Origin of the sequence: Jiella soli (genome assembly GCF_020615385.1) — a bacterium.
Taxonomy (GTDB): Bacteria; Pseudomonadota; Alphaproteobacteria; order Rhizobiales; family Rhizobiaceae; genus VKMB-3413.
This window is the reverse complement of the sequence record NZ_JAJAVB010000025.1, coordinates 40400-63411: the sequence shown is the minus strand read 5'-3', so window position 1 is coordinate 63411 and position 23012 is coordinate 40400. Positions and strand designations below refer to the sequence as shown.

Below are 23012 nucleotides of genomic sequence, written 5' to 3'. Positions count from 1 at the left end.
GCGCCGTCTTCACGCGCTCAGCCCGGCAAGGACGATCACCATGACCGACACCGCTTCGAAACCGCGCACCCTCTACGACAAGATCTGGGATGAGCATCTGGTCGAGTCCCAGGAGGACGGCACCTGCCTTCTCTATATCGACCGCCATCTCGTCCACGAGGTGACGAGCCCCCAGGCTTTCGAGGGCCTGCGGCTGGCCGGGCGCAAGGTGCATCAGCCGGGCCGCACGCTCGCCGTCGTCGACCATAACGTCCCGACCACGCCGGACCGCGTCAACGGCATCACCAACGAGGAGAGCCGCATTCAGGTCGAGGCGCTGGCCCGAAACGCGGCCGATTTCGGCATCGAATATTTCAACGAGGCCGACCGGCGCCAGGGCATCGTCCACATCATCGGACCCGAACAGGGCTTCACCTTGCCCGGCATGACCATCGTCTGCGGCGACAGCCACACCTCGACGCATGGCGCCTTCGGGGCGCTCGCGCACGGCATCGGGACGTCCGAGGTGGAGCATGTGCTCGCCACACAGACCCTGATCCAGGGCAAGGCGAAGAACATGCTGGTCGAGGTGAACGGCAAGATCCCCGCCGGCGTCACCGGCAAGGACATCATCCTCGCGATCATCGGTGAGATCGGCACGGCCGGCGGCACCGGCTATGTCATCGAATATGCCGGCGAGGCGATCCGGTCGCTCTCGATGGAAGGCCGGATGACGGTCTGCAACATGTCGATCGAGGCCGGCGCGCGGGCCGGGCTGATCGCGCCGGACGAGACGACCTTCGCCTATATCAAGGGCAAGCCGCGGGCCCCGCAGGGCGAGGCCTTCGACATGGCGGTCGAATATTGGCGATCGCTCGTCTCCGACGAGGGCGCGCATTACGACAAGGTCGTCACCCTCGACGCGGCGAACCTGCCGCCGATCGTTACCTGGGGCTCCTCGCCGGAAGACGTCGTCTCGATCGAGGGCGTCGTACCCGATCCCGCGGCGATCCCCGAGGAGAACAAGCGCAAGTCGAAGCAGCGCGCGCTCGAATATATGGGCCTGACGCCGGGCACGAAGATGACCGACATCACCCTCGACCGCGTCTTCATCGGCTCCTGCACCAACGGCCGCATCGAGGACCTGCGCGAAGTGGCGAAGATTGTCGAGGGCAAGCGCGTGGCGGACACCGTCTCGGCGATGATCGTGCCGGGCTCCGGCCTCGTGAAGGCGCAGGCGGAAGCCGAAGGGCTTGACAAGATCTTCAAGGCGGCCGGCTTCGACTGGCGCGAGGCCGGCTGCTCGATGTGCCTCGGCATGAACGACGACCGCCTCGCCCCCTATGAGCGCTGCGCCTCCACCTCGAACCGCAACTTCGAAGGCCGCCAGGGCTCCAAGGGCCGCACGCATCTGGTCTCCCCGGCCATGGCCGCGGCGGCGGCGATAGCCGGGCGGTTCGTGGACGTGCGGGAGTGGGGCAAGGTCGCGGCGATGGAGCCGGCCGAGTAGTCAGGCCGCCCCGCCGGCCTCGCGGAGCAACCGCACGAGTCTGCGGACAGTGTGATCGCGTGGCCCGCTACCCCACCAGTGCGCCGTAGTGGCAGACGACCTTCGCGGCGAGGGCGTGGCCCTTGGCGGCGGCGGCAGCGGGCTCGTCGCCGGCGAGGCGGGCGGAAAGATAGGCGGCGTTGAAGCTGTCGCCCGCGCCGGTGGAATCGACGACGGCGATACCCGGCTCGGCGGCGACGCGGAGGTCTTCTTCGGGGAGCGACAGGAGCGCCGGGCCGTCGGCGTCCTTGACCACGATTTCCGGCACGCCGAGCCGCTTGTAGCGGCGGGCCGTCTCGTCGGGTGAGGCATCGCCGAAGGCCGCGGCCTCGTCGGCAAAGCTCGGCAGGCAGATCGTCGCCACCTCCGCCGCCGCTTCCACGGCCCTGCACATGGCGTCCGTGTCCGGCCAGAGCCGCGGTCTGAGGTTCGGGTCGAAGGCGACCATGCGGCCGGCCCGGCGCGCCGCCGCGAGATGGGTCAGCAGCCGCGCCCTGTCGTCCTCCGGCAGGATCGCCAGCGTGATGCCGGAGACGTAGAAGGCGTCGCCCTCGGCGAAGACCTTGGCGAGATGCGCCTCGTCCGCCGCGAGCTGCTTTGCCGCCGAACTGTCGCGCCAATAGGAGAAGCTGCGCTCGCCATTGTCGAGATGGATCATGTAGAGGCCGGGCATCGCCCGCTCCAGCCGGCGCACCGCGCCCGTGCCGATGCCGGCCGCGGCGAAGAAGGCGAGCATCTCGTCCGAGATCGCATCGGTGCCGAGCGCGGTCAGATAGGAGGCGTGCCAGTCCGCCGGGAGGCTGCGGGCGAGATACCAGGCGGTGTTGAACGTGTCCCCGGCAAAGCCGCGGCGATAGAGCCCCTCGCCGGCCGAGGAGAGCTCCACCATGCATTCGCCGATCGCGACGATCTCCTTGCTGCGGGGCTGGTTCATGACAGGCGGTTCCTCGGCGATGCGTCAGACGATTCGCCGATGGTTAGCACGAGGCGGGGCCGATTCTCTCCCCGCTTCGACGCCGGACGGAGCAAGCCGTCCGTCCGGCGCCGCACGCGCCATAGGCCGGCAGAGCATGCCGCTCCCGGACGCACGGACCGCCGCTCCCGGATGCTCAGCAGCGGATATAGGACCGGAACACCCAGCCGAGCGGCGACCGCCCGCTCCTGTCCTGCGCCACTCTCGCCCAGGCCTTGCCCTGGCTGTCCGACCCCTCCTCCGTGATGACGACGACCGCGCCATTGCGCAATTCGCCGACCTTAGCCCCGCGCGGGCTGGATCTCAGATTGAGCGGCGTGCCGGTCGGATCGGCGACGACGCAGCGCGGCAGGTTCGGTCGGGATGGCGGGGGAGCAGCGGGTTCGTCATAGGTCGGTTGCGCCGGACGTTGATAAGATTGCGCCTGCCGGGACTCGATCCGCCGGGCCTCGGCCTCGCGGGCCTTCGCGAGCTCGGCGGCGCGCCGTTCGGCCTCTTCCCGCTGGCGGCGCTCGGCCGTGAGCCGCGCCTCGGCCTCCGCGAGCTTCTGCTTGTAGGTCTCCTCGCTCCGCTTGCGCTCCGCCGCGGCGTTCTCTTCGCGCCGGCGCTGCTCCAGCCGGCCCAGCGCCGCCTGCAGGACCGTCGCGTGCCGCGGGCTGGTCGAGAAGTCGCCGAGGCAGGCCTTCAGCATGGCCGAGCCGCCTTCGAGCGAGACGGCGGCGACGATCTCGCTCTGGTCGAGGCATTTGCCGGCGACGGCGTCGAGCCGGCGGGTCGCCTCGACAACCGCCTCGCCGCATTCGGGATGGCCGGCGACGAAGGCGGCGAGCGAGGAGGGCGCCGGATTGGCGGCGGCGGCCTCGAAGGCGGTGCGGCAGGCTTCCCCGGCGGCCTTCGGCGCAGGCGTTTCGGGCTCCGCGTCCGGCGCCTGGCCGGTCTTCGCCGCAGCGGTCTCACGGGCTGCCGGCAGGCAGTTGCGCACGTCGTCCCGCGGCACCACAACGCGGTAGCTGTAGCGGCCGATGCTGGTGCCGTTCGAATGCTGGACGGCGACGTCGAGCTTCAGGACGGCCGGGGCGTCGGCCTTGCCGTCCTCGTCCGTCGCCGCGTCGGCTCCCGAGGCGGGGGCGACGGTGATGTCGAGATAGACGCCTTCGACCGGCGGCTTGGCCGCGGCGCCCTCCGGCAGCCGCAGGAGCAGCGGCCAGGACGTCGCGCCGATCGATTCGTTGATGCGCTGATGGCGACCGCCGCTGAGCTCGGTATAGGCGCTGTCGAAGGTGTCGTTGATCTCGGCCGCGAGCTCGCAGCCCGGCGCGTCGACCGCCGAGCGCACGCGATAGGCGAGAGGCTTCGACGGATCGTCGAGGAGCCGGTGCTGGGTGAGCCGCGAGAGCGCCTTCACCGTCGCCTCGCGCAGCGCCCCGTCGACATCGTAGAACTCCGTCGTCGAGGCCCGATCGGAGAGTTCTGCGACACCGAGACGCTTGAGGTCGAGGGTCAGCGTCGGACCGGTCTCGGTGGCGCAGATCCGTCCGCTTGCCGGATCGAGGATGGTGAGGCCCAGATAGAGCCTCAGGATCTCCGGCTGGCGCCGCTCCGGCTCGACGGTGAGGAACATGTCGGAGCCGTAGAAATCCTTCAGCGCCTGCGCCGCCGCGACCGAGGCCGCCCGCTGCGGCAGGATCCCCTCGACCATTTCGCGATAGGCCTGGGCGATCCGGGGCGAATATTTGTCGGGAATGGCCGCGGCGATCATGCTGTTCAGGTCGCGGCGCCGTCCGCTGCTGATGCGCGGCTCGTCCTCGGCGATGCCGAGAAAGGTGATCGCCCGACTGTTCAGCTTGGCGACGCATTCGGCCGTCGCCGTCCGGCTCTCGAGCCCGTAGAGCCAGCGCTCGATGGAGGCCTGCCAGTCCTGGGCGTAAGCCTGGGCATGGACCGGGCCGCAGAGGCCGAAGATCGTCAGGATAACGGCAAGAAGGCGTAGGATGCGCATGGGACGATCCCTGGTGCGGCTATCGATCACGGCCGTTCGTAGCGCAGACCTGCCGCAACGGCAATCGGAACCGGCTTTCGCGCATGGCGGCGCTCGCCGTACGCCGAGCCGTCGTTGTCGCCCATGCCTTGCACCTCGCAAAGACCGGTCCGGCTCGAACAAGCATTGGTCGGCGGCGCGCATTCGTATAGACCCCTAACGGCGCCGGCGCGGCAGCGACGGCCGCCACCACCGGCTGACGAATACGGGGGACTTCGCCGTGATCCGCATGCACAACAGGTCGATGAACACGCTTGCCCTGGCACTCGCCGCGGGGCTTGCCGCTTCGGCCGCTCTCGGCCTTTCGAAACCCGCCGTGGCGGACGAGATCAAGATCGGCGAGATCAACAGCTATTCGCGCCTGCCGGCCTTCACCGAACCCTATCGCAAGGGCTGGCAGCTCGCCGTCGAGGAGATCAACGCCGCCGGCGGGATCAAGGGCGACACGCTGAACGTGATCTCGCGCGACGACGGCGGCAAGCCGGCCGATGCCGTGACGGCGGCGAACGAACTCGTCTCGCGCGAGGGCGTCGCGCTCATCGCCGGCGGCTATTTCTCCAATGTCGGCCTGGCGCTCGCCGACTATGCGGCCCACAAGAAGGTCTTCTACCTTGCGGCCGAGCCGCTGACCGACGCGATCACCTGGAGCGAGGGCAACGCCTACACCTTCCGGCTGAGGCCCTCCAACTCCATGCAGGCGGCCATGCTCGCCGAGGAGGCGGCGAAGCTGCCTGCCAAGCGCTGGGCGACGATCGCGCCGAACTACGAATACGGGCAGTCGGCGGTCCAAGCTTTCAAGGAGGCTCTGAAGGCGAAGCGGCCGGACGTCGAATTCGTCGCCGAACAGTGGCCGCCGCTCGGCAAGATCGACGCCGGCTCGGTCGCCCAGGCGATCGACGCCGCGAACCCCGAGGCGATCCTCAATGTCGAGTTCGGCGCCGACCTCACCCAGCTCGTGCGAGAAGGCACGACGCGGGGGCTGTTTCAGGATCGCTCCGTCGTCAGCTTCCTGACCGGCGAGCCGGAATATCTGGAGCCGATCGGCGCCGAGGCGCCCGAAGGCTGGATCGTCACCGGCTATCCCTGGTACGGCATCGACACGCCCGCCCACGACGCCTTCCTGAAGGCCTATGAGGCGAAGTATGGCGAGCACCCCTATATGGGCTCGGTCGTCGGCTACGCGACCTTCAAGGCGATCGCGGCGATCCTCGAGCGCGCCAAGTCGACCGACGCCAAGGATCTGATCGCCGCGGCGGAAGGCGCCACCGTCGATACGCCCTTCGGCGAGATCACCATCCGCGAGATCGATCACCAGGCGACGCTCGGCACCTATGTCGGCACGACCACGGTGACGGACGGCAAGGGCGTGATGGAGAACTTCTCCTATCGTGACGGCGCCGACTATTTGCCGCCGGACGACGTGGTGAAGACGCTGCGCAAGGCCGACTGACCGTCCCGGCCGGCTCGAATCCGGACCGTCGCCCGTGACGCTCTATCTCGCGCAGTTCCTGACCGGCCTTGCCAATGCCGCCGCTTTGTTCCTGGCGGCATCCGGCCTGTCGGTGATCTTCGGCGTCACCCGCATCGTCAACTTCGCCCATGGCGCCTTCGTCATGCTCGGCGCCTACGTTGCCTATACGCTGACGACGCGGTTCGAGGGCGCGTTCGGCTTCTGGGCCGGCATCCTGCTTGCCGCACTCGGCGTGGCGCTCGTCGGCGCCCTCGTCGAGATCTTGCTCCTGCGCCGCATCTATCGATCGCCGCAGCTCTTCCAGCTGCTCGCGACCTTCGGCGTAACGCTGATGGTCGAGGACATCGTCGTCCTCGTCTGGGGGCCGCAGGACCTTCTCGGCCCCCGCGCGCCCGGCCTTGCCGGCGCAGTCCAGATCTTCGGGCAGAAGATCCCGAGCTACGACCTCTTCCTCATCGCCTTCGGTCCGCTCGTCCTTGTCGGGCTCTGGCTCCTGATGCGCCGGACGCATTTCGGAACGCTGGTCCGCGCCGCGACGGAGGATCGCGAGATGGTGGCGGCGCTCGGGGTCGACGAGAAATGGCTGTTCACGGCGGTCTTCGCGCTCGGCATCTTCCTCGCCGCGCTCGGCGGCGCGCTTCAGATCCCCAAGACGGCGGTCTTCCACCAGATGGACCTGCAGATCATCGTCTCGGTCTTCGTCGTCGTGGTGATCGGCGGTCTCGGCTCGATCGGCGGGGCGTTTCTCGCCGCGGTCATCGTCTCCGAGCTCGAGGCCTTCGGCATACTTGCCTTTCCCGGCATCTCGATCGTGCTGATGTTCCTGGTCATGGCCGTCGTCCTCGTCCTCCGGCCCTACGGCCTGTTCGGCCGGCCGATTCCCGCCGCGAGGGCGTCAGCCGGCATGGCCGGGCGGCCCTGGCGGCCACTGTCGCCGCCGCTCCGCATCGCCGCCCTCGCCCTTCTCGTCCTCGCGGCAGTGATGCCGCTCTTCCTCGGGCCTTACGGTCTCAGCATCGGGGCGGAGATGGCGATCGCCGTGATCTTCGCCGTCAGCCTGCAGTTCCTGATGTCAACGGGCGGGCTCGAATCCTTCGGACACGCGGCCTATTTCGGCCTCGGCGCCTATGGCGCGGCGCTGGCCGTCGAATGGCTCTCGGCGCCGATGGAAGCGGCGCTCCTCCTCGGCCCGCTCGCGGCACTCCTCGGAGCCATCCTCTTCGGCTGGTTCGCGGTGCGGCTGTCCGGCGTCTATTTCGCCATGCTCACCCTCGCCTTCGCCCAGATCGTCTGGTCGGTCGCCTTCCAATGGGTGGCGGTGACGGGCGGCGACAACGGCATTCTCGGGGTCTGGCCGGCCGAATGGGCCTCCGGCCCCGCCGCCTTCTACTGGCTGACCCTCGCCCTTGCCGCAATCTGCGTCGCGATCCTCCGGCACCTCACCTTCGCGCCCTTCGGCTTCGGCCTGCGCGCGCTGCGCGATTCGCCGGAGCGGGCGGAAGCGGTCGGCATCGGCCGCGAACGCATGCAGCACGCGGCCTTTGCGATCGCGGGTGCCTTCGCCGGGCTCGGCGGCAGCCTCTTCGCCTTCCTGAAGGGCAGCGTCTTTCCGGACGTCCTCGCCATCCCGCAATCGGTGGATGGCCTCGTCATGGTGCTGCTCGGCGGCGTCGGGACGGTGTCGGGCTCGGTCGTCGGCGCGATCGGCTACACGGCGGCCGAGATCGGCCTGATGAGCCGCACCGATCTCTCGCGCCTCGCCCTCGGCGGGCTGATCGTCGTGCTCGTGCTCGCCTTTCCGCGCGGCATCGTCGGCTCGCTCAAGCGCGTCGCCGAGGGCCGGGGCACTATCGTCGGACGTCTCCCGGCCCGGTCAGGGCGCGCCGCGGCGGATGCGGACGAGCCGTCATGATCGCGGCGCCGGTCCTCAGCGTAGACAGCCTCGCCAAGCGTTTCGGCGGCGTCGAGGCGGTGTCCGAGGTGAGCTTCTCGCTCCGAGCCGGCGAGATCCTCGCCCTGATCGGGCCGAACGGCGCCGGCAAGTCGACGACCTTCAACCTCGTCAACGGCCAGCTCGCGCCCGATCGCGGGCGCGTCGTCATCGCCGGCGCCGATACCGCCGGCCTGTCGCCCCGCGCGATCTTCCGCCTCGGCGTCGGCCGCACCTTCCAGATCGCCAGCGTGTTCGGCTCGATGACCGTCCGCGAGAACGTCGAGACCGTGCTCCTCTCGCATCGGCGGCAGCTCTTCTCCGTCTGGCGCGGCGGCAGGGATGCGGACGGCGGCGACGCGGACCGGCTGCTTGCGCTGGCCGGCATCCCGGCGCTTGCGGACGCGCCGGCTTCGAGTCTTGCCTATGGCGACGTCAAGCGGCTGGAACTCGCCATGGCGCTGGTCGGCGAGCCGAAGCTGCTCCTGATGGACGAGCCCACGGCCGGCATGGCGCCGGAGGAGCGAACCAGCCTGATGGCGCTCGCCGCGAAGATCGCCCGTGAGCGCGACATCGCCATCCTCTTCACCGAGCACGACATGGACGTCGTCTTCCGCCATGCGGACCGGATCATGGTGATGGATCGCGGCCGGCTGATCGTCGAGGGCCCGCCCGAGACGATCGCCGCCGATCCCCAGGTGCGAGCCGTCTATCTCGGCGAAGGCTTTTCGCCCGGCCCCGAAGCCGGCGAGGGCTCGCCATGACGAAGGGCGCGCCGAAGCTGGAGGTCGCCGGGCTCGACGCCTTCTACGGGCCGGCGCAGGTGCTCTTCGGCGTCGACCTGTCGGTGCGGGAGGGCGAGGTCGCCGCGCTCATCGGCCGCAACGGCGCCGGCAAGTCGACGACGCTGAGGGCGATCATCGGCCTCGCCTCCGCGCGAAGCGAAGTCCTGCGCTTCGACGGCGCCGACATCTCGGCGCTTCCGACCCAGACGATCGTCCGGCGCGGCCTCGGCTACGTGCCGGAAGACCGGCGCATCTTCACCGAGCTGACGGTGGAGGAAAACCTTGCCGTCGGGCGCCGACCGGCCCGGCCCGGCACGCCGCAATGGACGCCGGAGCGGCTCTTCGACCTCTTTCCCAATCTGGCGGACATGCGTGGCCGGCTGGGCGGCGCGATGAGCGGCGGCGAGCAGCAGATGCTGACGATCGCCCGCACGCTGATGGGCAACCCGTCCATGATCCTCCTGGACGAGCCGTCCGAGGGCCTGGCGCCGAAGATCGTCGACGACATGGCTGCGGCGATCGCCGCCATGCGGCGGGAAGGCATCTCGATCCTCCTGTCGGAGCAGAACCGGCGCTTTGCCCGCATGATCGCCGACCGCGCCCATCTCCTGGAACGGGGCAGGATCATTTTTTCCGGCAGTTTCGAGGCGCTGGAGCGCCGCGACGAGCCCGGCGCGATGCCCTGAGCCCGATCCCGCCGGTCGTGCGCTCCGCCGTCAGCGGCCGAGGCAGCGGCGATAGGCTTCCGCGCCCCGCCGTTGCGCCGACTTCTCCGTCAGGAAGCGCACGCCGAAGCCGTCCTCGGACCGGTCGACCTGGTTTTCATAGGCGTTGCCGGCGGTCTGGTTGGCATATTGCCGGCAATAGGCTTCGGACCCGCGGGGATGGCGATTCGCCGATATGGTGGTGCCGAAGGGCGAGCCGTTCGGAAAGGGTGCATTGGCCTGACAGCCGGCGAGACCGGCGGCCGAGGCGAGGAGGAGGATGGGCGCAAGACGCATGAGGTTTGGACTCCGGAGATCTTCGACAGCGGAAGATAGGGTCCGACGGCCCGGCGCCACGGCCGCTCACCGGAGCGTGTGCTTATCGGGCGTCGCCGGCTGGTGGAGATTGCTTGGTCCGCCACCGGCATGACGCGCTGCGGCGGGACGAGGACCGCCTGCGGCCTCGCCCAGGCGCGAAATGTTTGACGCCGCCGCCCCGTTCTGCCCATCTGACCCCCATGCTCAGCGAAGAGATTCCCTTTCTGGCACCGGACGTCGCGGCGGCGCGGCTGCGGCCGCTCGGCGGCCTCGCCTTCCTCGACAGCGCCATGCAGCATGAGACGCTCGGCCGCTACGCCTTCGTCGCCGCCTCGCCCTTTGCCGAGTTCCGCGTCGACGCCGACGGGGCGACGCTGGACGGCCAGCGCCTTGCCGGACCGCCGCTCGCGGCCCTCGCCGAAATCCTCGACCGCTACCGCTGCGAGACGCTTCCCGGCCTGCCGCCGTTCCAGGGCGGGGCGGCCGGTTACATCGCCTACGACTTCGCCCATCATCTGGAACGGCTGGCCCAGCCGCCGGACCTCGACCCGGCCGTGCCGACTCTCGGCTTCAACCTCTACGACACGGTCCTCTCCTTCGACCTCGTCCAGCGGCGCGCTTTCCTGGTCGGCTCCGGCCATCCGGCGACCGGCGAGGCCCGGGCGGAGCGCGCGCGGGCCCGGATCGCGGCGTTCAAGGCGGCGCTGCGGACGCCGGTGGCGATCGAGACGCCGGCGCCACCGCCGCCCGCCGGCCTGGACTGGCGCTCGAACTTCTTCGCCCACGACTACCGTGCGGCGATCGAACGGGTGCGCGAATACATCCTCGACGGCGACATCTTCCAGGCCAACATCGCCCAGACCTTCACGGCACGGCTCCCGGAGGGCTTCGACCCCTTCGCGCTCTATCTGAGGCTGCGCCAGACGAATGCCGCGCCCTTCGGCGCCTATCTCGACTATCCCGATCGCCAGATCGCCTCCTCCTCGCCCGAGCGCTTCGTCAGGCTTTCCGGCCGCAAGGTCGAGGCCCGGCCGATCAAGGGCACGGCCAAACGCTCCGCCGATCGCCAGGAAGACGACGCCTTGGCGGCCGAACTCCTCGCTTCGGAGAAGGACCGGGCAGAGAACGTCATGATCGTCGATCTGCTGAGGAACGACATCTCCCGGGTGTGCGAGCCGGATTCGGTCGAGGTTCCCGTGCTGTGCGGGCTCGAGAGCTATGCGGCCGTCCATCATCTGACATCGGTGGTGACCGGCCGCCTGCGGGAGGGAAAGACCGCCTGCGACCTGATCGGCGCGGCCTTTCCCGGCGGCTCGATCACCGGCGCGCCGAAGATCCGGGCGATGGACATCATCACCGAGATCGAGAAGACGGCGCGCGGTCCCTATTGCGGATCGATCGGCTATCTCGGCTTCGATGGCGCAATGGACCTCAACATCGCCATCCGCACCGTCAGCTTTTCGGGCGGAACGGCCCGCTTCTCGGCCGGCGGCGGCATCACCGTCCTCTCCGACCCCGCCGCCGAATACGAGGAAACCTTCACCAAGGCGACGCGGGTCTTCGCCGCCTTCGACGCGCCGGCGGCCGACAAGGCGCCGGGCGCCGGCGAGGCGGGCGGCAGCGCGGGCGAGGCGCGATGAAGATCCTCGTCCTCGACAATTACGACAGCTTCGTCTTCAACGTCGCGCGCTATCTTCAACGTCTCGGCTGCGAGACGAGCGTCGCGCGCAACGACGAGACCACGCTTGCAGAGGTCGAAGCGCTTTCCCCCGAAGCCGTCGTGGTCTCACCCGGCCCCTGCGCACCCAAGGACGCCGGCATTTCGCTGGACCTCGTCCGGCAACTGTCCGGCCGCGTTCCGATCCTCGGCGTCTGCCTCGGCCACCAGGTGATCGGCGAAGTCTTCGGCGGAACGGTGACCCGCGCGCTGAAGCCGATGCATGGACGCGCCTCGACCATCACCCATTCCGGCCGGGGGATCTTCAACGGTCTTGCGGACGGAGCCGCGGTCGGGCGCTATCACTCCCTGATCGTCGAGGAGACGCCGCTTATGCTGGAGGCGCTCAGCGTCGACGCCCGCTCGGGCGAGGGCGAGATCATGGCGCTGTCGCATCGCGAGCACCCGACCTACGGCGTCCAGTTCCATCCGGAATCGGTTCTCACCGAAGCCGGGGACAGGATGTTCGGGAACTTCCTCCACCTTGCGAGGCGCTGGCATGACCGACGTCTGGATTAACGGCCGCTTCGTCGAACCGGACGGCGCGATCGCGGCGAACGATCGTGGCCTGCTCATCGCCGACGGCGTCTTCGACACAGCGCTCGTCCTCGGCGGCCGCGTGTTCCGGCGGGACGCCCATCTCGATCGTCTCGCCGCGGCCTGCGAGACGCTGGCAATTCCGGTGTCGCGAAGCGATCTCGAAGCGGCGATGGCGGCCCTCGCCGAACGCCAGGAGGCCGGCTCGATCCGGCTGACGGTCACGCGCGGGCCGGGGCCACGCGGCCTGACGCTGCCGCCTCAGCCGCGGCCGACGATCCTCGGTTCGTCGGCACCGCTTGCTCCTGCGATGATCTTCGCGCCGCTGACGCTTCATCCGGCCACCATCCGGCGCAACGAGACCTCGCCCTCCGCAAGGCTGAAGACGCTCGCCTATCTCGACGCGGTTCTCGCCAATATCGAGGCCAAGGCGGCGGGCGCGGACGAGGCCCTGTTCCTCAACACCGCCGGCCGGCCGGCCTGCACCGCCCTCGGCAATTTCTTCGTCCTTCGCGGCGACACCCTGTCGACGCCGCCTTGCGCCGACGGCGTCCTCGACGGCATCACCCGCGGCTGGATCCTCGCCAATGCGGAGAGCTTCGGACTGGCCGTGCGCGAGGAAGGGCTTTCGCCGCAGGAGCTCGAAAGTGGCGCCATCCTCGTCACCAACAGCCTGCGGCTGACTGCCCCAGCGCGGCTGGTGCGGCAGGAGACGCGGCCGACGCCAGAGCCGGTCCGCGCGCTGATGGCGGGCCTTTGCGAGGCGATCGAAGCGGAGTGCGGCGTCGACCCGAGGAGCCTTGGAGCCGTCATCGGCGCATGATCGGGCCTCAGCGCTTTCTCCTGGTTCCCCCGGCCAGGAGCCAGCTCGGGTCGAACCAGGTGTCGGCCGGTCCGTCATAGGGAAGCGTGTTGACGTCCCAGTGCCGGACGAAGCGCGCATAGGCGGTCCAGACCGCCGGCCCGCCGCCGACATAGACGACCCGGTCGGAGAACCGCGACAGCACCTCTTGCGGATCGTCGGATGAGCGGATCTCCACGATCGTCCGGTCCTTGCAGGCAAAGTCGGGGAAGGACGCCACCGTCTTCGGACCCGCGACGAGCACATGGCCGCGGGTGAGATCGAAGAAGCGCTCGACATCCTCGGTGAAGGCGCGCTCCGGCCGACCCTCCCACGGCATGCCGCCATGCAGCCCCAACTGCCCGCTGCGTCCGATCGCGCAGATCACCCTGATATCCGCCATCTGCTTCCTTCCCCGGCTTCGGATCGTCGATCCAATTTTTCCCGCCATTAAGCCTGGAGCGGCGCCGCCAATCCGCAAGCGGACGCGCGGCGAACAGGCCCTCGCCCGGAGCCGCCCAGAGCGCTCCCCAGCAACGCCTCCCGGCTTGCCTAGGAGCGGATTTTGCGTCTGCCGATGCGAACCAATCGCGGGCAGTTGCATTCATAAACTGCTTAAAAGATTCCGGATTGGGAACAGGTCATAAGCCAGCCATGGATACGAATTCGATCGACCAGCTGAAGCAAACCGCGACCGCCGCCGAGATGCCGATGATCGTGCCCTCGCTGCTGTCGATCGCGAAGTCCACTCGCGCCTTTCTCACCCTCCTCCTCGCAGAGGTCGGACTGCATCCCGGCCAGGACCAGCTGCTCGATCGGCTCGACGCCCGCAACCCGATCAACGTCTCGACCCTTGCGGACGCGCTTGCCGTCCGTCCCTCGACGGTCTCGAAGATGCTGGACCGGCTGATCGAGAAGGGCCTCGTGCAACGCACCGCCAGCAACAGCGATGCTCGCCGGACCATGGTTCAGCTGACCGCGGTCGGCGAACAGGCGCAGGCCCAGGTGCGCGCGATCTGGCGACGCCTGGAGGTCGACCTGACCAATTCGCTGTCGTCCGACGAAGTGGAAATCCTGGACCGCTCGCTGGTGCGCGCGGGCGATCTCCTGACCCAGCGGCTGCGCCGCCTGCGCTGACGCGACCTGTTCCCTCCCCTGGCCGCACTCGCTGCCGGCCTGCCCTGTCGATCCCTCTTAACCTTCCCGTCGTGACGGCCTCAGGCGTCGATTGACTCCGCCCGGCAGCGGCATAGAAACCGCTTGGGCTGCGCCGAACCATCGTTCCGGTCCGGCCCCTGGAGCATGCACCATGTCCGAGACAATCCTGATCGCGAGCAGCGGCCTCACCGCCGAGATCCTGCCGATGGGCGCGTCGATCCGCGCCCTGCGCCCGGCCGGCCTCGACCATTCCGTCGTTCTCGGCCTTGCGAACGCCGATCTCTACGGGGCGCGCAACAAGGACTATTTCGGCGCGACGGTCGGCCGGTTCGCCAACCGCATCGCCGCCGGCCGCATGACGATCGACGGCGAGGACCTGACCCTCGCGGTCAATGATCCGCCGAACCACCTGCATGGCGGCCCGACCGGCTTCTCCACGCGCCTGTTCACGGTCGAGCAGCGCAGCGAGGACAGCGTCACGCTGGCCTATGTCTCCGAGGATGGCGAAGAGGGCTATCCGGGACGGGTGAGCGTTCGCGCGACCTTCGCCGTTTCGGCCGATACGCTGACGATCGGCTACGAGGCGGAGACGGACCGCGAGACCGTCGTCAATCTCAGCTCCCATCTCTACTTCAATCTCGACGGGTCCGGCCCGATCACCGACCATGTCCTCGGCGTCGCGGCGGACCACTACCTGCCGATCGATGAGGGCACGCTCCCGGACGGACGGATCGTTTCCGTCGAGGGCACCGGGTTCGACTATCGCTCCGGCCGCTCGCTCGGCGACCGTCCCCGGCCGCTCGATCACAATTTCTGCCTCGCCGAGGCGCGGAGCGAGGCGCCGCGCCCCGCGGCGCGGCTGTCCAGCGAGAAAAGCGGCATCGCGATGGAACTGTCGACCACGGAGCCGGGCCTCCAGGTCTATGACGGCGCCAAGCTCGATGGCACGTTCCGCGGCCTCGACGGCCAGCCGATCGAGACGCTGGGCGGTCTCGCGCTGGAGCCGCAGGTCTGGCCGGACGCGCCCAACCGCCCGGCCTTCCCGCAGGCGGTCCTGCGGCCGGGCGCGCGCTACCGCCATCTCAGCCGCTATCGCTTCACCAGGCTGTAATCAACTCGTTACCGCAATGCGGTATCACCCTCCCGAAGAGCCTGTCGGACGGCAGGGCGGAACTGCCGGCAGGCCCGAAATTTTTGGGTGAACCGGCTCGCCCGCTATTTATAAGCCGCATTCTTGCATAATCTAAGCGCTGGCTCCCTCTCAAAACTGACAGTTCCTCCCCGTGACAAATATCAGCTCTGCGTCTCGCCGCACTGCACTCAAGCTAGGACTGGCGAGCGCGCTCGCCGCCGTCCTGGACGCCCGTGGGATCGGCATCGCAGCCGCCCAGGATGCAGCCCCCGCGGCCGTCGGCTCGCCCGACGCCAAATTCGACTTCGAGGCTCTTTCGGCCCAGATGAAGCAGCTCGCGGCAAGCCCGTATACGGCACCGTCCGAGGCGCTTCCCGAGGCGATCCAGAACCTGTCCTATGACGAGCATCGGGCGATCCGCTTCCGGCCCGAACACGCCCTGTGGCGGGCCGAGCCGGTGGAGTTCCACCTGCAGGCCTTCTATCCGGGCTGGGTCTTCAAGGACACGACGACGATCTATATCGGCGAGAACGGCGTCTACAACGTCCACGAATTCGACCCGTCGGACTTCGAGTACCGGCCGCCGCTCGATCCCAGCAAGTTCCAGAGCCTGAAGCTCGCGGGCATCGCCGGCTTCCGCATCCACGCGCCGCTGGAGCGGCCGGACTATTTCGACGAGCTGGTGACCTTCCTCGGCGCCAGCTACTTCCGCGCGCTGGGAACCGGCACGCGCTACGGCCTGTCGGCGCGCGGCCTCGCCATCAATACCGCGACCGCCGACACCGAGGAGTTTCCCCGCTTCACCTCGTTCTACATCGAGCAGCCCGATCCGAGCGACGACGTGATCCGGATCATGGCGTCCCTGGACAGCCCGAGCCTCACCGGCGCCTACGCCTTCACCATCTCGCCCGGCCATCAGACGGTGATGGACGTGCGCACCCGGCTGTTCTTCCGCAGCGAGGTGACGCGCCTCGGGATCGCGCCCCTTACCTCGATGTACTTCTTCGGCGAGAACGACCCGCCGGACCACAACGACTTCCGGCCCGAGGTCCACGACAGCGACGGGCTCTGCATCCATCGCGACAGCGGCGAACGCGTCTGGCGCCCGCTACGCAACCCGGAAACCCTGGCACTCTCCTATTTCGAGGAAACCAATCCGCGCGGCTTCGGACTCCTGCAACGCGATCGGCAGTTTTCGCATTACGAGGATACGGAAGCGCGCTACGACCTGCGTCCCTCGCTGGTGATCGAGCCGATCGGCGACTGGGGCAAGGGCATCGTCCAGCTTGTGGAGATTCCATCGGACTCCGAAGCGAACGACAATATCGTGGCGTTCTGGGTGCCGGAAACGAAGCCGGTTGCGGGCGACACCATCGAACATAATTATCGCATGCGCTGGGGGCTGTCGGTGCAGGAGCCCGACCTCCTGGCAAAGGTTTCCGGCACCTATGTAGGGGTCGGCGGCAATGCCGCGGACGCGGCGACAAGTTCGAAGACCAAGCGCTTTGCGATCGATTTCGTGGGCGGAACGATGAGTAATCTGCCGGCCGATGCAACCATCGAGCCCCTCATCGACGTTTCCCAGAACGCAAGGCTCATAAACAGCTCCGTCTCGCGCCTTCCCGACGATGGGTGGCGCCTGTCACTGGAGCTCGAGCGAGAAGATTCACAGGCCGTTGAACTGCGCGTGAAACTTTCGATGCTGCAGCGCATTGTCAGTGAAACTTGGCTTTATCAGTGGACGGGCACCGTATGACGACCGAACTCAACACCCTGACTCCCCCCTGCGATCAGATGAACGCCGGCGCCCTGATCGGGCGCCCCGATCTTTCCGATGACGTCCTTCTGGACGCGCTTCGCGTACGTCTCAAAACGCGCCGGCAGTCCCAACAGGATGCCGAGGCCGTTCTGGCGGCGGCGATGAATGCCGATCCGGCGGCGCTCGACCTGATGCGGACGATCCCGGTCCCCGCACCGGTCGCGCATCTCTCGATGCCGACGCAGCGTATCACCGGTAAGCCGCAGCGCTGGTCGATGCTGATCCCCGAGATCCGCGTGTCCTGGGACCGCGGCTGACGAAGATCCGGGCGCCGCTCCGATGCGGCGGATCCGGCAAGGCGGGAGGTGTGACAAAGGGTGATCGCGGTCAGACGGCTGCTGTTTGCATTTGCGACGGTCGTGCTCGCCGCGATCGCGGCATCGCTGTTCTTTGTCGTCGTGACAGTGAACGGCGTAACCTATCTGCACATCGTCCAGATATCGCTGCTGATGCTGTGTTGCCTCTGGCTCGCCTGGGGGTTCAATACGGCGTTGGCCGGCATCGTCACGCCTGTAGCGACCCCCAAGAGCGCCGATAAGAACTGGCGCGGCGACAATCGGACCGCCGTCCTCATGCCGGTCTACAATGAGGACGTCCACGCGGTCTTCGCGCGCGTCGCCTCGATGATCGACGGCATTCGCGAGATCGGCAAGCTCAGCCAGTTCGACTTCTACATCCTCAGCGATTCCACCCGGCCGGAGAATGTCGAGGCGGAGCGGCGGGCCTACGACCTCCTTCTTTCCGAGATGGCCGTGGCCGGTCATCTCTACTATCGCCATCGCGAGCAGAATGTCGGCCGCAAGGCCGGCAATATCGCCGACTTCGTGACCACGAGCGGCGGCGCCTACGAGTACATGCTCATCCTCGACGCCGACAGCCTGATGCGGCCGACGACGATGGTGAAGATGGTTGCACGCATGGACGCGGACCCCGAGGTCGCGCTCCTGCAGACGCAGCCGCTGATCATCGGCCGCCGCACGCCCTTCGGGCGGGCGCTGCAATTCTCGGCCGCCCTCTTCTCGCCGATCTTTTCCCGCGGGATCGCCGCGCTGCAGGGACGCGAAGGGCCGTTCTGGGGCCACAATGCCATCATCCGCGTGCGCGCCTTCGCCGCCTCCTGCGGGCTGCCGACGCTGAAGGGCAGGCCCCCCTTTGGCGGCCATATCCTCAGCCACGACTATGTCGAGGCCGCATTGCTTGCCCGCGCCGGGTACAAGGTGCGCGTCGATCCGGATCTGCAGGGGTCCTACGAGGAAGCCCCCTCGAACATCGTCGAATATGCCAAGCGCGACCGCCGCTGGTGTCAGGGCAATCTGCAGCACGGCCGGCTGCTTGGGGCGCCGGGAATGAAGCTGTGGAGCCGGGTCTCGCTGATCGCCGGCATCATGGCCTATGTCGCCTCGCCGATCTGGCTGCTATTCCTGATCGTCAGCCTCCTCGACCCGGTTCTTGCGCCGGAGCCGAACTATTTCCCTGCCAACTCGCTGTTTCCGGTGTTTCCGCGGCCCGAGACGAACAAGGCACTCCTGCTTCTGTTCGGCATCTTCGTCCTGCTGCTGCTGCCGAAGACGCTGATCACCTTCGGCAGCGCGTTTTCGGCCCGCCGCAGGCAGTTCGGCGGCGCCGGTCGCGTCTTCGCCGGGGCGAGCGTGGAGCTGATCATCACCTCGATCCTCGCGCCGATCATGATGATGTTCCAGTCCAAGGCCGTGGCCGAGATCCTGATCGGCGCCGATGCCGGCTGGCCCTCCACCGATCGCGAGGACGGCAGTCTGCCGCTGGGAGCCGCCTTCCGGGCAAGCTGGTGGATGGTCGTCGCCGGCGCGATCGTGCTCCTCGCCACCTACAGCTATGCCGAAGACCTTATCTACTGGACCCTGCCGATCGCGCTTCCGCTCGTCGCCGCGCCATTCCTGATCACGCTGAGCGGCGACCCGAAGCTCGGCGACCTCCTGCGCCGCATCGGCCTCTTCGAAACGCCCTTCGAGGCAGATCCCGAGCCGGTCATCCGCGATGCCGCGATATGGCGCCGACGCCTGGCCGCGCTCGACCCTCCTGCCAGCCCTGAGAAAGCCGCGATTGGGGGGACAGAGGTTCTGCCGGATCCCGCTTGAGGTCGTAGAAGTCGCCGATGTCCACTGCTATCAAATCCCCATCGGTGACGGGCCGAGACCACCGCGTCGACTTCTGGCGTGGCATCGCCCTGGCGATGATCTTCATCAACCACATTCCCGGCAATCTCTGGGAAAACTTCACCTCCCGGAACTTCGGCTTCTCCGACGCGGCCGAGATCTTCGTCTTCCTGGCGGGCTTTGCCTCGGCCTATGCCTATGGCAGGCCGTTCCTGGCCGGCCGCAAGCTCGTCGCCGCCGTGCGCGCATGGCGCCGGGCCGGCGTTCTCTATCTCGTGCAGATCACCTTGAGCATGGCGGCGCTCGGGATCTTCTCCTGGGGCGCGCTCGCCTTCGGCCGCGGCGACCTTCTCCAGACGATCGGGCTCTCGTCCTTCGTCCAGAGCCCGGTCGAGACGATGATCGGCCTTGCGACGCTCGGCCACCAGTTCGGCTATGTGAACATCCTGCCGATGTATTCCGTGCTGCTCCTGATGTTGCCGGGCTTCCTCGTCCTCGCCCGCATTGACCTCAGGCTGATGCTGGGCGCCTCCGTCCTGCTGTGGGTCGTCGCCGCGCTCTTCAGCCTCGACATGCCGGCCTATCCGCTGCCTGGCGGATGGTTCTTCAATCCGTTCTCGTGGCAGCTGATCTTCGTCCTGGGGCTGACCTGCGGCTTCAGGCGGATCAGGTTCGGCGAAGCCACCAGCTACAGCCCCTGGCTGATGGGTATCGCCCTCGCCTACGCCTTCGTCGCCTTCCTGACGATCCGCTTCAGCCTCTGGTCCTGGTGGGGAGACCTCGGCCTGCCGGTCATGATCGCCGGCTTCGACAAGACCTATGTCAGCCTGCCGCGCCTGCTGCATCTCGTGGCGATCCTCTACATCTTCTCCAACCCCGCGAAGACCTCGGTGTTCGCCACCATCTCGCGCGACAACCTGTTCGCGATGGTCGGCCGCCACTCGCTGCCGGTCTTTGCCGTGGGAACCGTCCTGTCGCTGTTCGGCCAGGTCATCAAGTTCGGCGGCGAGCCGTCGCTGGTCTTCGACAGCGCCCTGATTCTCGGCGGCCTGTCGGTCCAGATCGCGCTCGCGCGCTTCCTCGACTGGTGGACGGACTATAACAGGCGCCTTGCCGAACCGGCCGCCGTCCGCCCGGTCACCGCCGCCTCGCCGGCGATACCCGTAGCGGCCCCGGTTACCCCCCGGACGGCATGACCTTCCGCGCAGCGCGGCGACCCCGCGGGTTCGCCGCAAAGGGCATGAAAAGCGCCGAATGTTTGGTCCCCAACGACTTGCGGCTAAAGTCGGAGGCCGCTCCCGGGCAGGCCCAACCGAAAGGCCTTGCATGAGGCGGCAATTCACTTTCTAGTTTCTCTCCCGACCTTACTAAAGAGTCGGATCGTTTGGGGAGGAAGTGTTTCATGACAACAGCATCCGTGTCCGAATCGGGCTCGGGCGGTAGCTGGCTTTCGCGCAGCCATACGGTCGCAAAGCCGGGATTCAACCGCTGGATGGTCCCGCCGGCCGCTCTCTGTGTGCATCTGTGTATCGGAGAGGTCTACGCCTTCTCGGTCTTCAACAAGCCGATGAGCCTTCTACTGGCCACCACCGGCGCCGACGGCACGAGGGTGCCCAGCGCCGATGACTGGTCGATCGCGACGCTCGGCTGGATCTTCTCGATCGCCATCCTCTTCCTCGGCCTTGCGGCCGCCTTCGGCGGCGCCTGGGTCGAAAAGGTCGGTCCGCGGATGACGATGGCGACCGCGGCGCTCCTGTTCGGCGGCGGTTTCCTGGTTGCCGCGCTCGGCGTCTCCTGGCACCAGCTCTGGCTGGTCTATTTCGGCTATGGCGTGCTCGGCGGCTGCGGCCTCGGCCTCGGCTACATCTCGCCGGTGAAGACGCTGATGAGCTGGTTCCCGGATCGGCCGGGCATGGCGACCGGCATGGCGATCATGGGCTTCGGCGGCGGCGCCTTCATCGCCTCGCCTCTGTCGGTCTATCTGATGGGCATCGGCGGCGTCGCCTTCGCCTTCGTCGTGCTGGGCATCGTCTACTTCATCTACATGATGGTCGGCGCCACGATCGTGCGGGTCCCGCCGCCGGGCTGGCTGCCGGAGGGCTACACCCCGCCGAAGCAGTCCAAGGGACTGATCACGACGGCCAACGTCCATGTCGACCAGGCGCTGAAGACCAGGCAGTTCTGGCTGCTCTGGGGCGTCCTGTTCCTGAACGTGACCGCCGGCATCGGCGTCCTGGGACAGGCCTCGCTGATGAGCCAGGAGATGTTCCCGGGCCTCATCACCGCCGCGGCTGCCTCCGGCTTCGTCGGCCTGCTCTCCCTGTTCAACATGGGTGGCCGGTTCTTCTGGGCGACGACCTCGGACTATATCGGGCGCAAGAACACCTACATGGTCTTCTTCCTGCTCGGCATCGTCCTCTACGCTTTGGTGCCGACCACCGGACAGATGGGCTCGATCGTCCTCTTCGTCCTCTTCTACGGCATCATCCTGTCGATGTATGGCGGCGGCTTCGCCACCATCCCGGCCTATCTGAAGGACGTCTTCGGCAACAACTATGTCGGCGCCATCCATGGCCGGCTGCTGACCGCCTGGTCGGCCGCGGGCATCGTGGGTCCTGTGCTGGTCAACTACATCCGCCAGTATCAGATCGATGCCGGCGTGCCGAAGGCCGACGCCTATACGGTGACCATGTACATCATGGCCGGCCTCTTGTTCGTCGGCCTCATCCTGAACTTCATGATGAAGCCGGTGGACGAACGTCACCACATGGAAGCCGAGCCGGCTCCGAGCCGGGCGTAAGGGAGAACCGATCATGGCAGGACAGACTTCGACCACCAGCACGGCATCCCTGGCGCTCGCCTGGGCCTTCGTCGGCATTCCCCTCATCTGGGGCGTGATCATGACGCTGTCGAACGCGATGGCCCTGTTCCAATAGGGCAGAGCGCGGCAACAGGCCGAAGATTTCAGGGGGCGGGCCGGCGACGGTTCGCCCCTTTGGCTTTTCCTCGTCTCGACAGCCGGCCGCGCGCCGGACGTCTGCGCGGCCACCATGAAACTTCGGTCAGGAACCCCGTTCAGCCTTGCTGATCGCACCGCCCCATCCATTTGCTGCAGCAGCTAATGACAGGGGTCTCAACCATGAAGCTTCAAGGCAATGTCGCCGTCGTCACCGGTGCGAGCTCGGGCATCGGCAAGACCATCGCCACAACCTTCGCCCGCAACGGCGCCAAGATCGCGATCTGCGACATCGACATGGATGGTGCCGGCAAGGTGGCGAAGGAACTCGAAGCGGCCGGTGCCGAAGCGATGGCCGTGGAGATGGACGTGACCGACGAGGCCGCCGTCAATCGCGGCGTCGACCAGGTCGCCGAGCGCTTCGGCCGGATCGACACCATGGTCTCCAATGCCGGCATCCAGATCGTCCATCCGATCGAGGAGTTTCCCTACGCGGCCTTCCGCAAGCTGGTGTCGATCCATCTCGACGGCTCGTTCCTTCTGACCAAGGCCTGCGTGAAGTACATGTATCCGCAGAAGTCCGGCTCGCTGATCTACATGGGCTCGGTCCACAGCCACGAGGCGTCCGCGCTCAAATCGGCCTATGTCGCGGCCAAGCATGGCATTCTGGGCCTTGCGCGCGTGATGGCCAAGGAAGGCGCCAAGCACGGGGTGCGCTCGAACACGATCTGCCCGGGCTTCGTCAAGACGCCGCTGGTCGAGAAGCAGATTCCCGAACAGGCCGAAAGCCTCGGAATCTCCGAGGAGGACGTCGTCAATCAGGTGATGCTGGGCGAAACTGTCGACAAGGAATTCACCACCATGCAGGACGTCGCCGACGTCGCGCTGTTCCTGGCAAGCTTCGAGACCAACGCGCTCACCGGCCAGTCGATCGTGCCGAGCCATGGCTGGTACATGGCCTGACGCCGAGCGA

21 protein-coding genes are annotated in these 23012 nt (G+C 67.6%); 17 read left to right on the top strand and 4 right to left on the bottom strand.

The window, feature by feature from the left end; genetic code table 11:
- The first annotated feature begins 40 nt into the window (after positions 1–40).
- Positions 41–1489, top strand: coding sequence for a 3-isopropylmalate dehydratase large subunit (gene leuC / locus LH400_RS14750; protein ID WP_229153502.1), 1449 nt, complete (start codon positions 41–43; stop codon positions 1487–1489).
- 67 nt (positions 1490–1556) lie between these two features.
- On the opposite strand, the gene LH400_RS14745 is transcribed toward leuC, so the two are convergent.
- Together LH400_RS14745 and LH400_RS14740 are read right to left on the bottom strand one after the other, a co-directional pair.
- Complete coding sequence (locus tag LH400_RS14745; RefSeq protein WP_229153501.1) at positions 1557–2462, bottom strand: sugar kinase; 906 nt, start codon at positions 2460–2462, stop codon at positions 1557–1559.
- A gap of 175 nt (positions 2463–2637) precedes the next feature.
- The gene (locus LH400_RS14740) at positions 2638–4500 is read right to left on the bottom strand and encodes an SH3 domain-containing protein (protein WP_229153500.1); all 1863 of its coding nucleotides are present in this window, start codon (positions 4498–4500) and stop codon (positions 2638–2640) included.
- A 268-nt stretch (positions 4501–4768) separates the two neighbouring features.
- On the opposite strand from LH400_RS14740, the gene LH400_RS14735 reads away from it, so the two are divergent.
- The 4 genes from LH400_RS14735 to LH400_RS14720 are packed head-to-tail and all read left to right on the top strand — an operon-like array spanning position 4769 to position 9411.
- Positions 4769–5989 carry an ABC transporter substrate-binding protein gene (locus LH400_RS14735; protein ID WP_370638417.1) on the top strand — a complete coding sequence of 407 codons (1221 nt, stop codon included), beginning with the start codon at positions 4769–4771 and terminating at the stop codon, positions 5987–5989.
- A gap of 34 nt (positions 5990–6023) precedes the next feature.
- The gene (locus LH400_RS14730; RefSeq protein ID WP_229153499.1) at positions 6024–7922 is read left to right on the top strand and encodes an ABC transporter permease; all 1899 of its coding nucleotides are present in this window, start codon (positions 6024–6026) and stop codon (positions 7920–7922) included.
- Positions 7919–8704 (top strand): ABC transporter ATP-binding protein, encoded by a 786-nt coding sequence (locus tag LH400_RS14725; RefSeq protein ID WP_229153498.1) that lies wholly within the window; start codon positions 7919–7921, stop codon positions 8702–8704. The genes LH400_RS14730 and LH400_RS14725 overlap by 4 nt, the downstream gene beginning before the upstream one ends.
- Positions 8701–9411 (top strand): ABC transporter ATP-binding protein, encoded by a 711-nt coding sequence (locus tag LH400_RS14720; RefSeq protein ID WP_229153497.1) that lies wholly within the window; start codon positions 8701–8703, stop codon positions 9409–9411. Before LH400_RS14725 ends, LH400_RS14720 begins: the two co-directional genes overlap by 4 nt.
- A 30-nt stretch (positions 9412–9441) precedes the next feature.
- On the opposite strand, the gene LH400_RS14715 is transcribed toward LH400_RS14720, so the two are convergent.
- A complete protein-coding gene (locus LH400_RS14715; protein WP_229153496.1) occupies positions 9442–9726 on the bottom strand; it encodes a hypothetical protein in 285 nt (94 codons plus the stop codon).
- Positions 9727–9947: 221 nt separating this feature from the next.
- Between LH400_RS14715 and pabB the strand changes: the two genes are divergently transcribed.
- From pabB to LH400_RS14700, 3 genes are read left to right on the top strand one after another with little or no spacing between them, the layout of a single operon-like run.
- Positions 9948–11387, top strand: coding sequence for an aminodeoxychorismate synthase component I (gene pabB, locus LH400_RS14710; protein ID WP_229153495.1), 1440 nt, complete (start codon positions 9948–9950; stop codon positions 11385–11387).
- A complete protein-coding gene (locus LH400_RS14705) occupies positions 11384–11983 on the top strand; it encodes an anthranilate synthase component II (RefSeq protein ID WP_229153494.1) in 600 nt (199 codons plus the stop codon). The genes pabB and LH400_RS14705 overlap by 4 nt, the downstream gene beginning before the upstream one ends.
- A complete protein-coding gene (locus tag LH400_RS14700; protein ID WP_229153493.1) occupies positions 11964–12824 on the top strand; it encodes an aminotransferase class IV in 861 nt (286 codons plus the stop codon). The genes LH400_RS14705 and LH400_RS14700 overlap by 20 nt, the downstream gene beginning before the upstream one ends.
- A 7-nt stretch (positions 12825–12831) precedes the next feature.
- Here LH400_RS14700 and LH400_RS14695 read toward each other — a convergent pair whose 3' ends face one another.
- Positions 12832–13245, bottom strand: coding sequence for a dihydrofolate reductase (locus LH400_RS14695; protein WP_229153492.1), 414 nt, complete (start codon positions 13243–13245; stop codon positions 12832–12834).
- A 251-nt stretch (positions 13246–13496) separates the two neighbouring features.
- On the opposite strand from LH400_RS14695, the gene LH400_RS14690 reads away from it, so the two are divergent.
- The 9 genes from LH400_RS14690 (at position 13497) to LH400_RS14655 (ending at position 23002) form a co-directional block, all read left to right on the top strand.
- Positions 13497–13979, top strand: a complete 483-nt coding sequence (locus LH400_RS14690; RefSeq protein WP_229153491.1) for a MarR family winged helix-turn-helix transcriptional regulator — start codon at positions 13497–13499, stop codon at positions 13977–13979.
- Between the two features lie 172 nt (positions 13980–14151).
- On the top strand, positions 14152–15111 hold the full coding sequence (locus tag LH400_RS14685) for an aldose epimerase family protein (protein WP_229153490.1): 960 nt from the start codon (positions 14152–14154) through the stop codon (positions 15109–15111).
- A gap of 172 nt (positions 15112–15283) precedes the next feature.
- Positions 15284–16888: an OpgD/OpgG family glucan biosynthesis protein gene (locus LH400_RS14680; RefSeq protein WP_229153489.1), complete on the top strand. Its 1605-nt coding sequence runs from the start codon at positions 15284–15286 to the stop codon at positions 16886–16888.
- On the top strand, positions 16885–17208 hold the full coding sequence (locus LH400_RS14675; protein WP_229153488.1) for a hypothetical protein: 324 nt from the start codon (positions 16885–16887) through the stop codon (positions 17206–17208). The genes LH400_RS14680 and LH400_RS14675 overlap by 4 nt, the downstream gene beginning before the upstream one ends.
- Positions 17209–17268: 60 nt before the next feature.
- Entirely contained in the window at positions 17269–19065 is a 1797-nt protein-coding gene (mdoH, locus tag LH400_RS14670) for a glucans biosynthesis glucosyltransferase MdoH (protein WP_229153487.1), read from the top strand.
- Positions 19066–19082: 17 nt separating this feature from the next.
- Positions 19083–20279, top strand: coding sequence for an OpgC family protein (locus LH400_RS14665; protein WP_229153486.1), 1197 nt, complete (start codon positions 19083–19085; stop codon positions 20277–20279).
- A gap of 206 nt (positions 20280–20485) precedes the next feature.
- Entirely contained in the window at positions 20486–21883 is a 1398-nt protein-coding gene (locus tag LH400_RS14660) for an L-lactate MFS transporter (RefSeq protein WP_229153485.1), read from the top strand.
- A gap of 13 nt (positions 21884–21896) precedes the next feature.
- Positions 21897–22019: an MFS transporter small subunit gene (locus tag LH400_RS26050; protein ID WP_255617461.1), complete on the top strand. Its 123-nt coding sequence runs from the start codon at positions 21897–21899 to the stop codon at positions 22017–22019.
- A gap of 203 nt (positions 22020–22222) precedes the next feature.
- Positions 22223–23002, top strand: coding sequence for a 3-hydroxybutyrate dehydrogenase (locus LH400_RS14655; protein WP_229153484.1), 780 nt, complete (start codon positions 22223–22225; stop codon positions 23000–23002).
- The last annotated feature ends 10 nt before the right edge of the window (positions 23003–23012 follow it).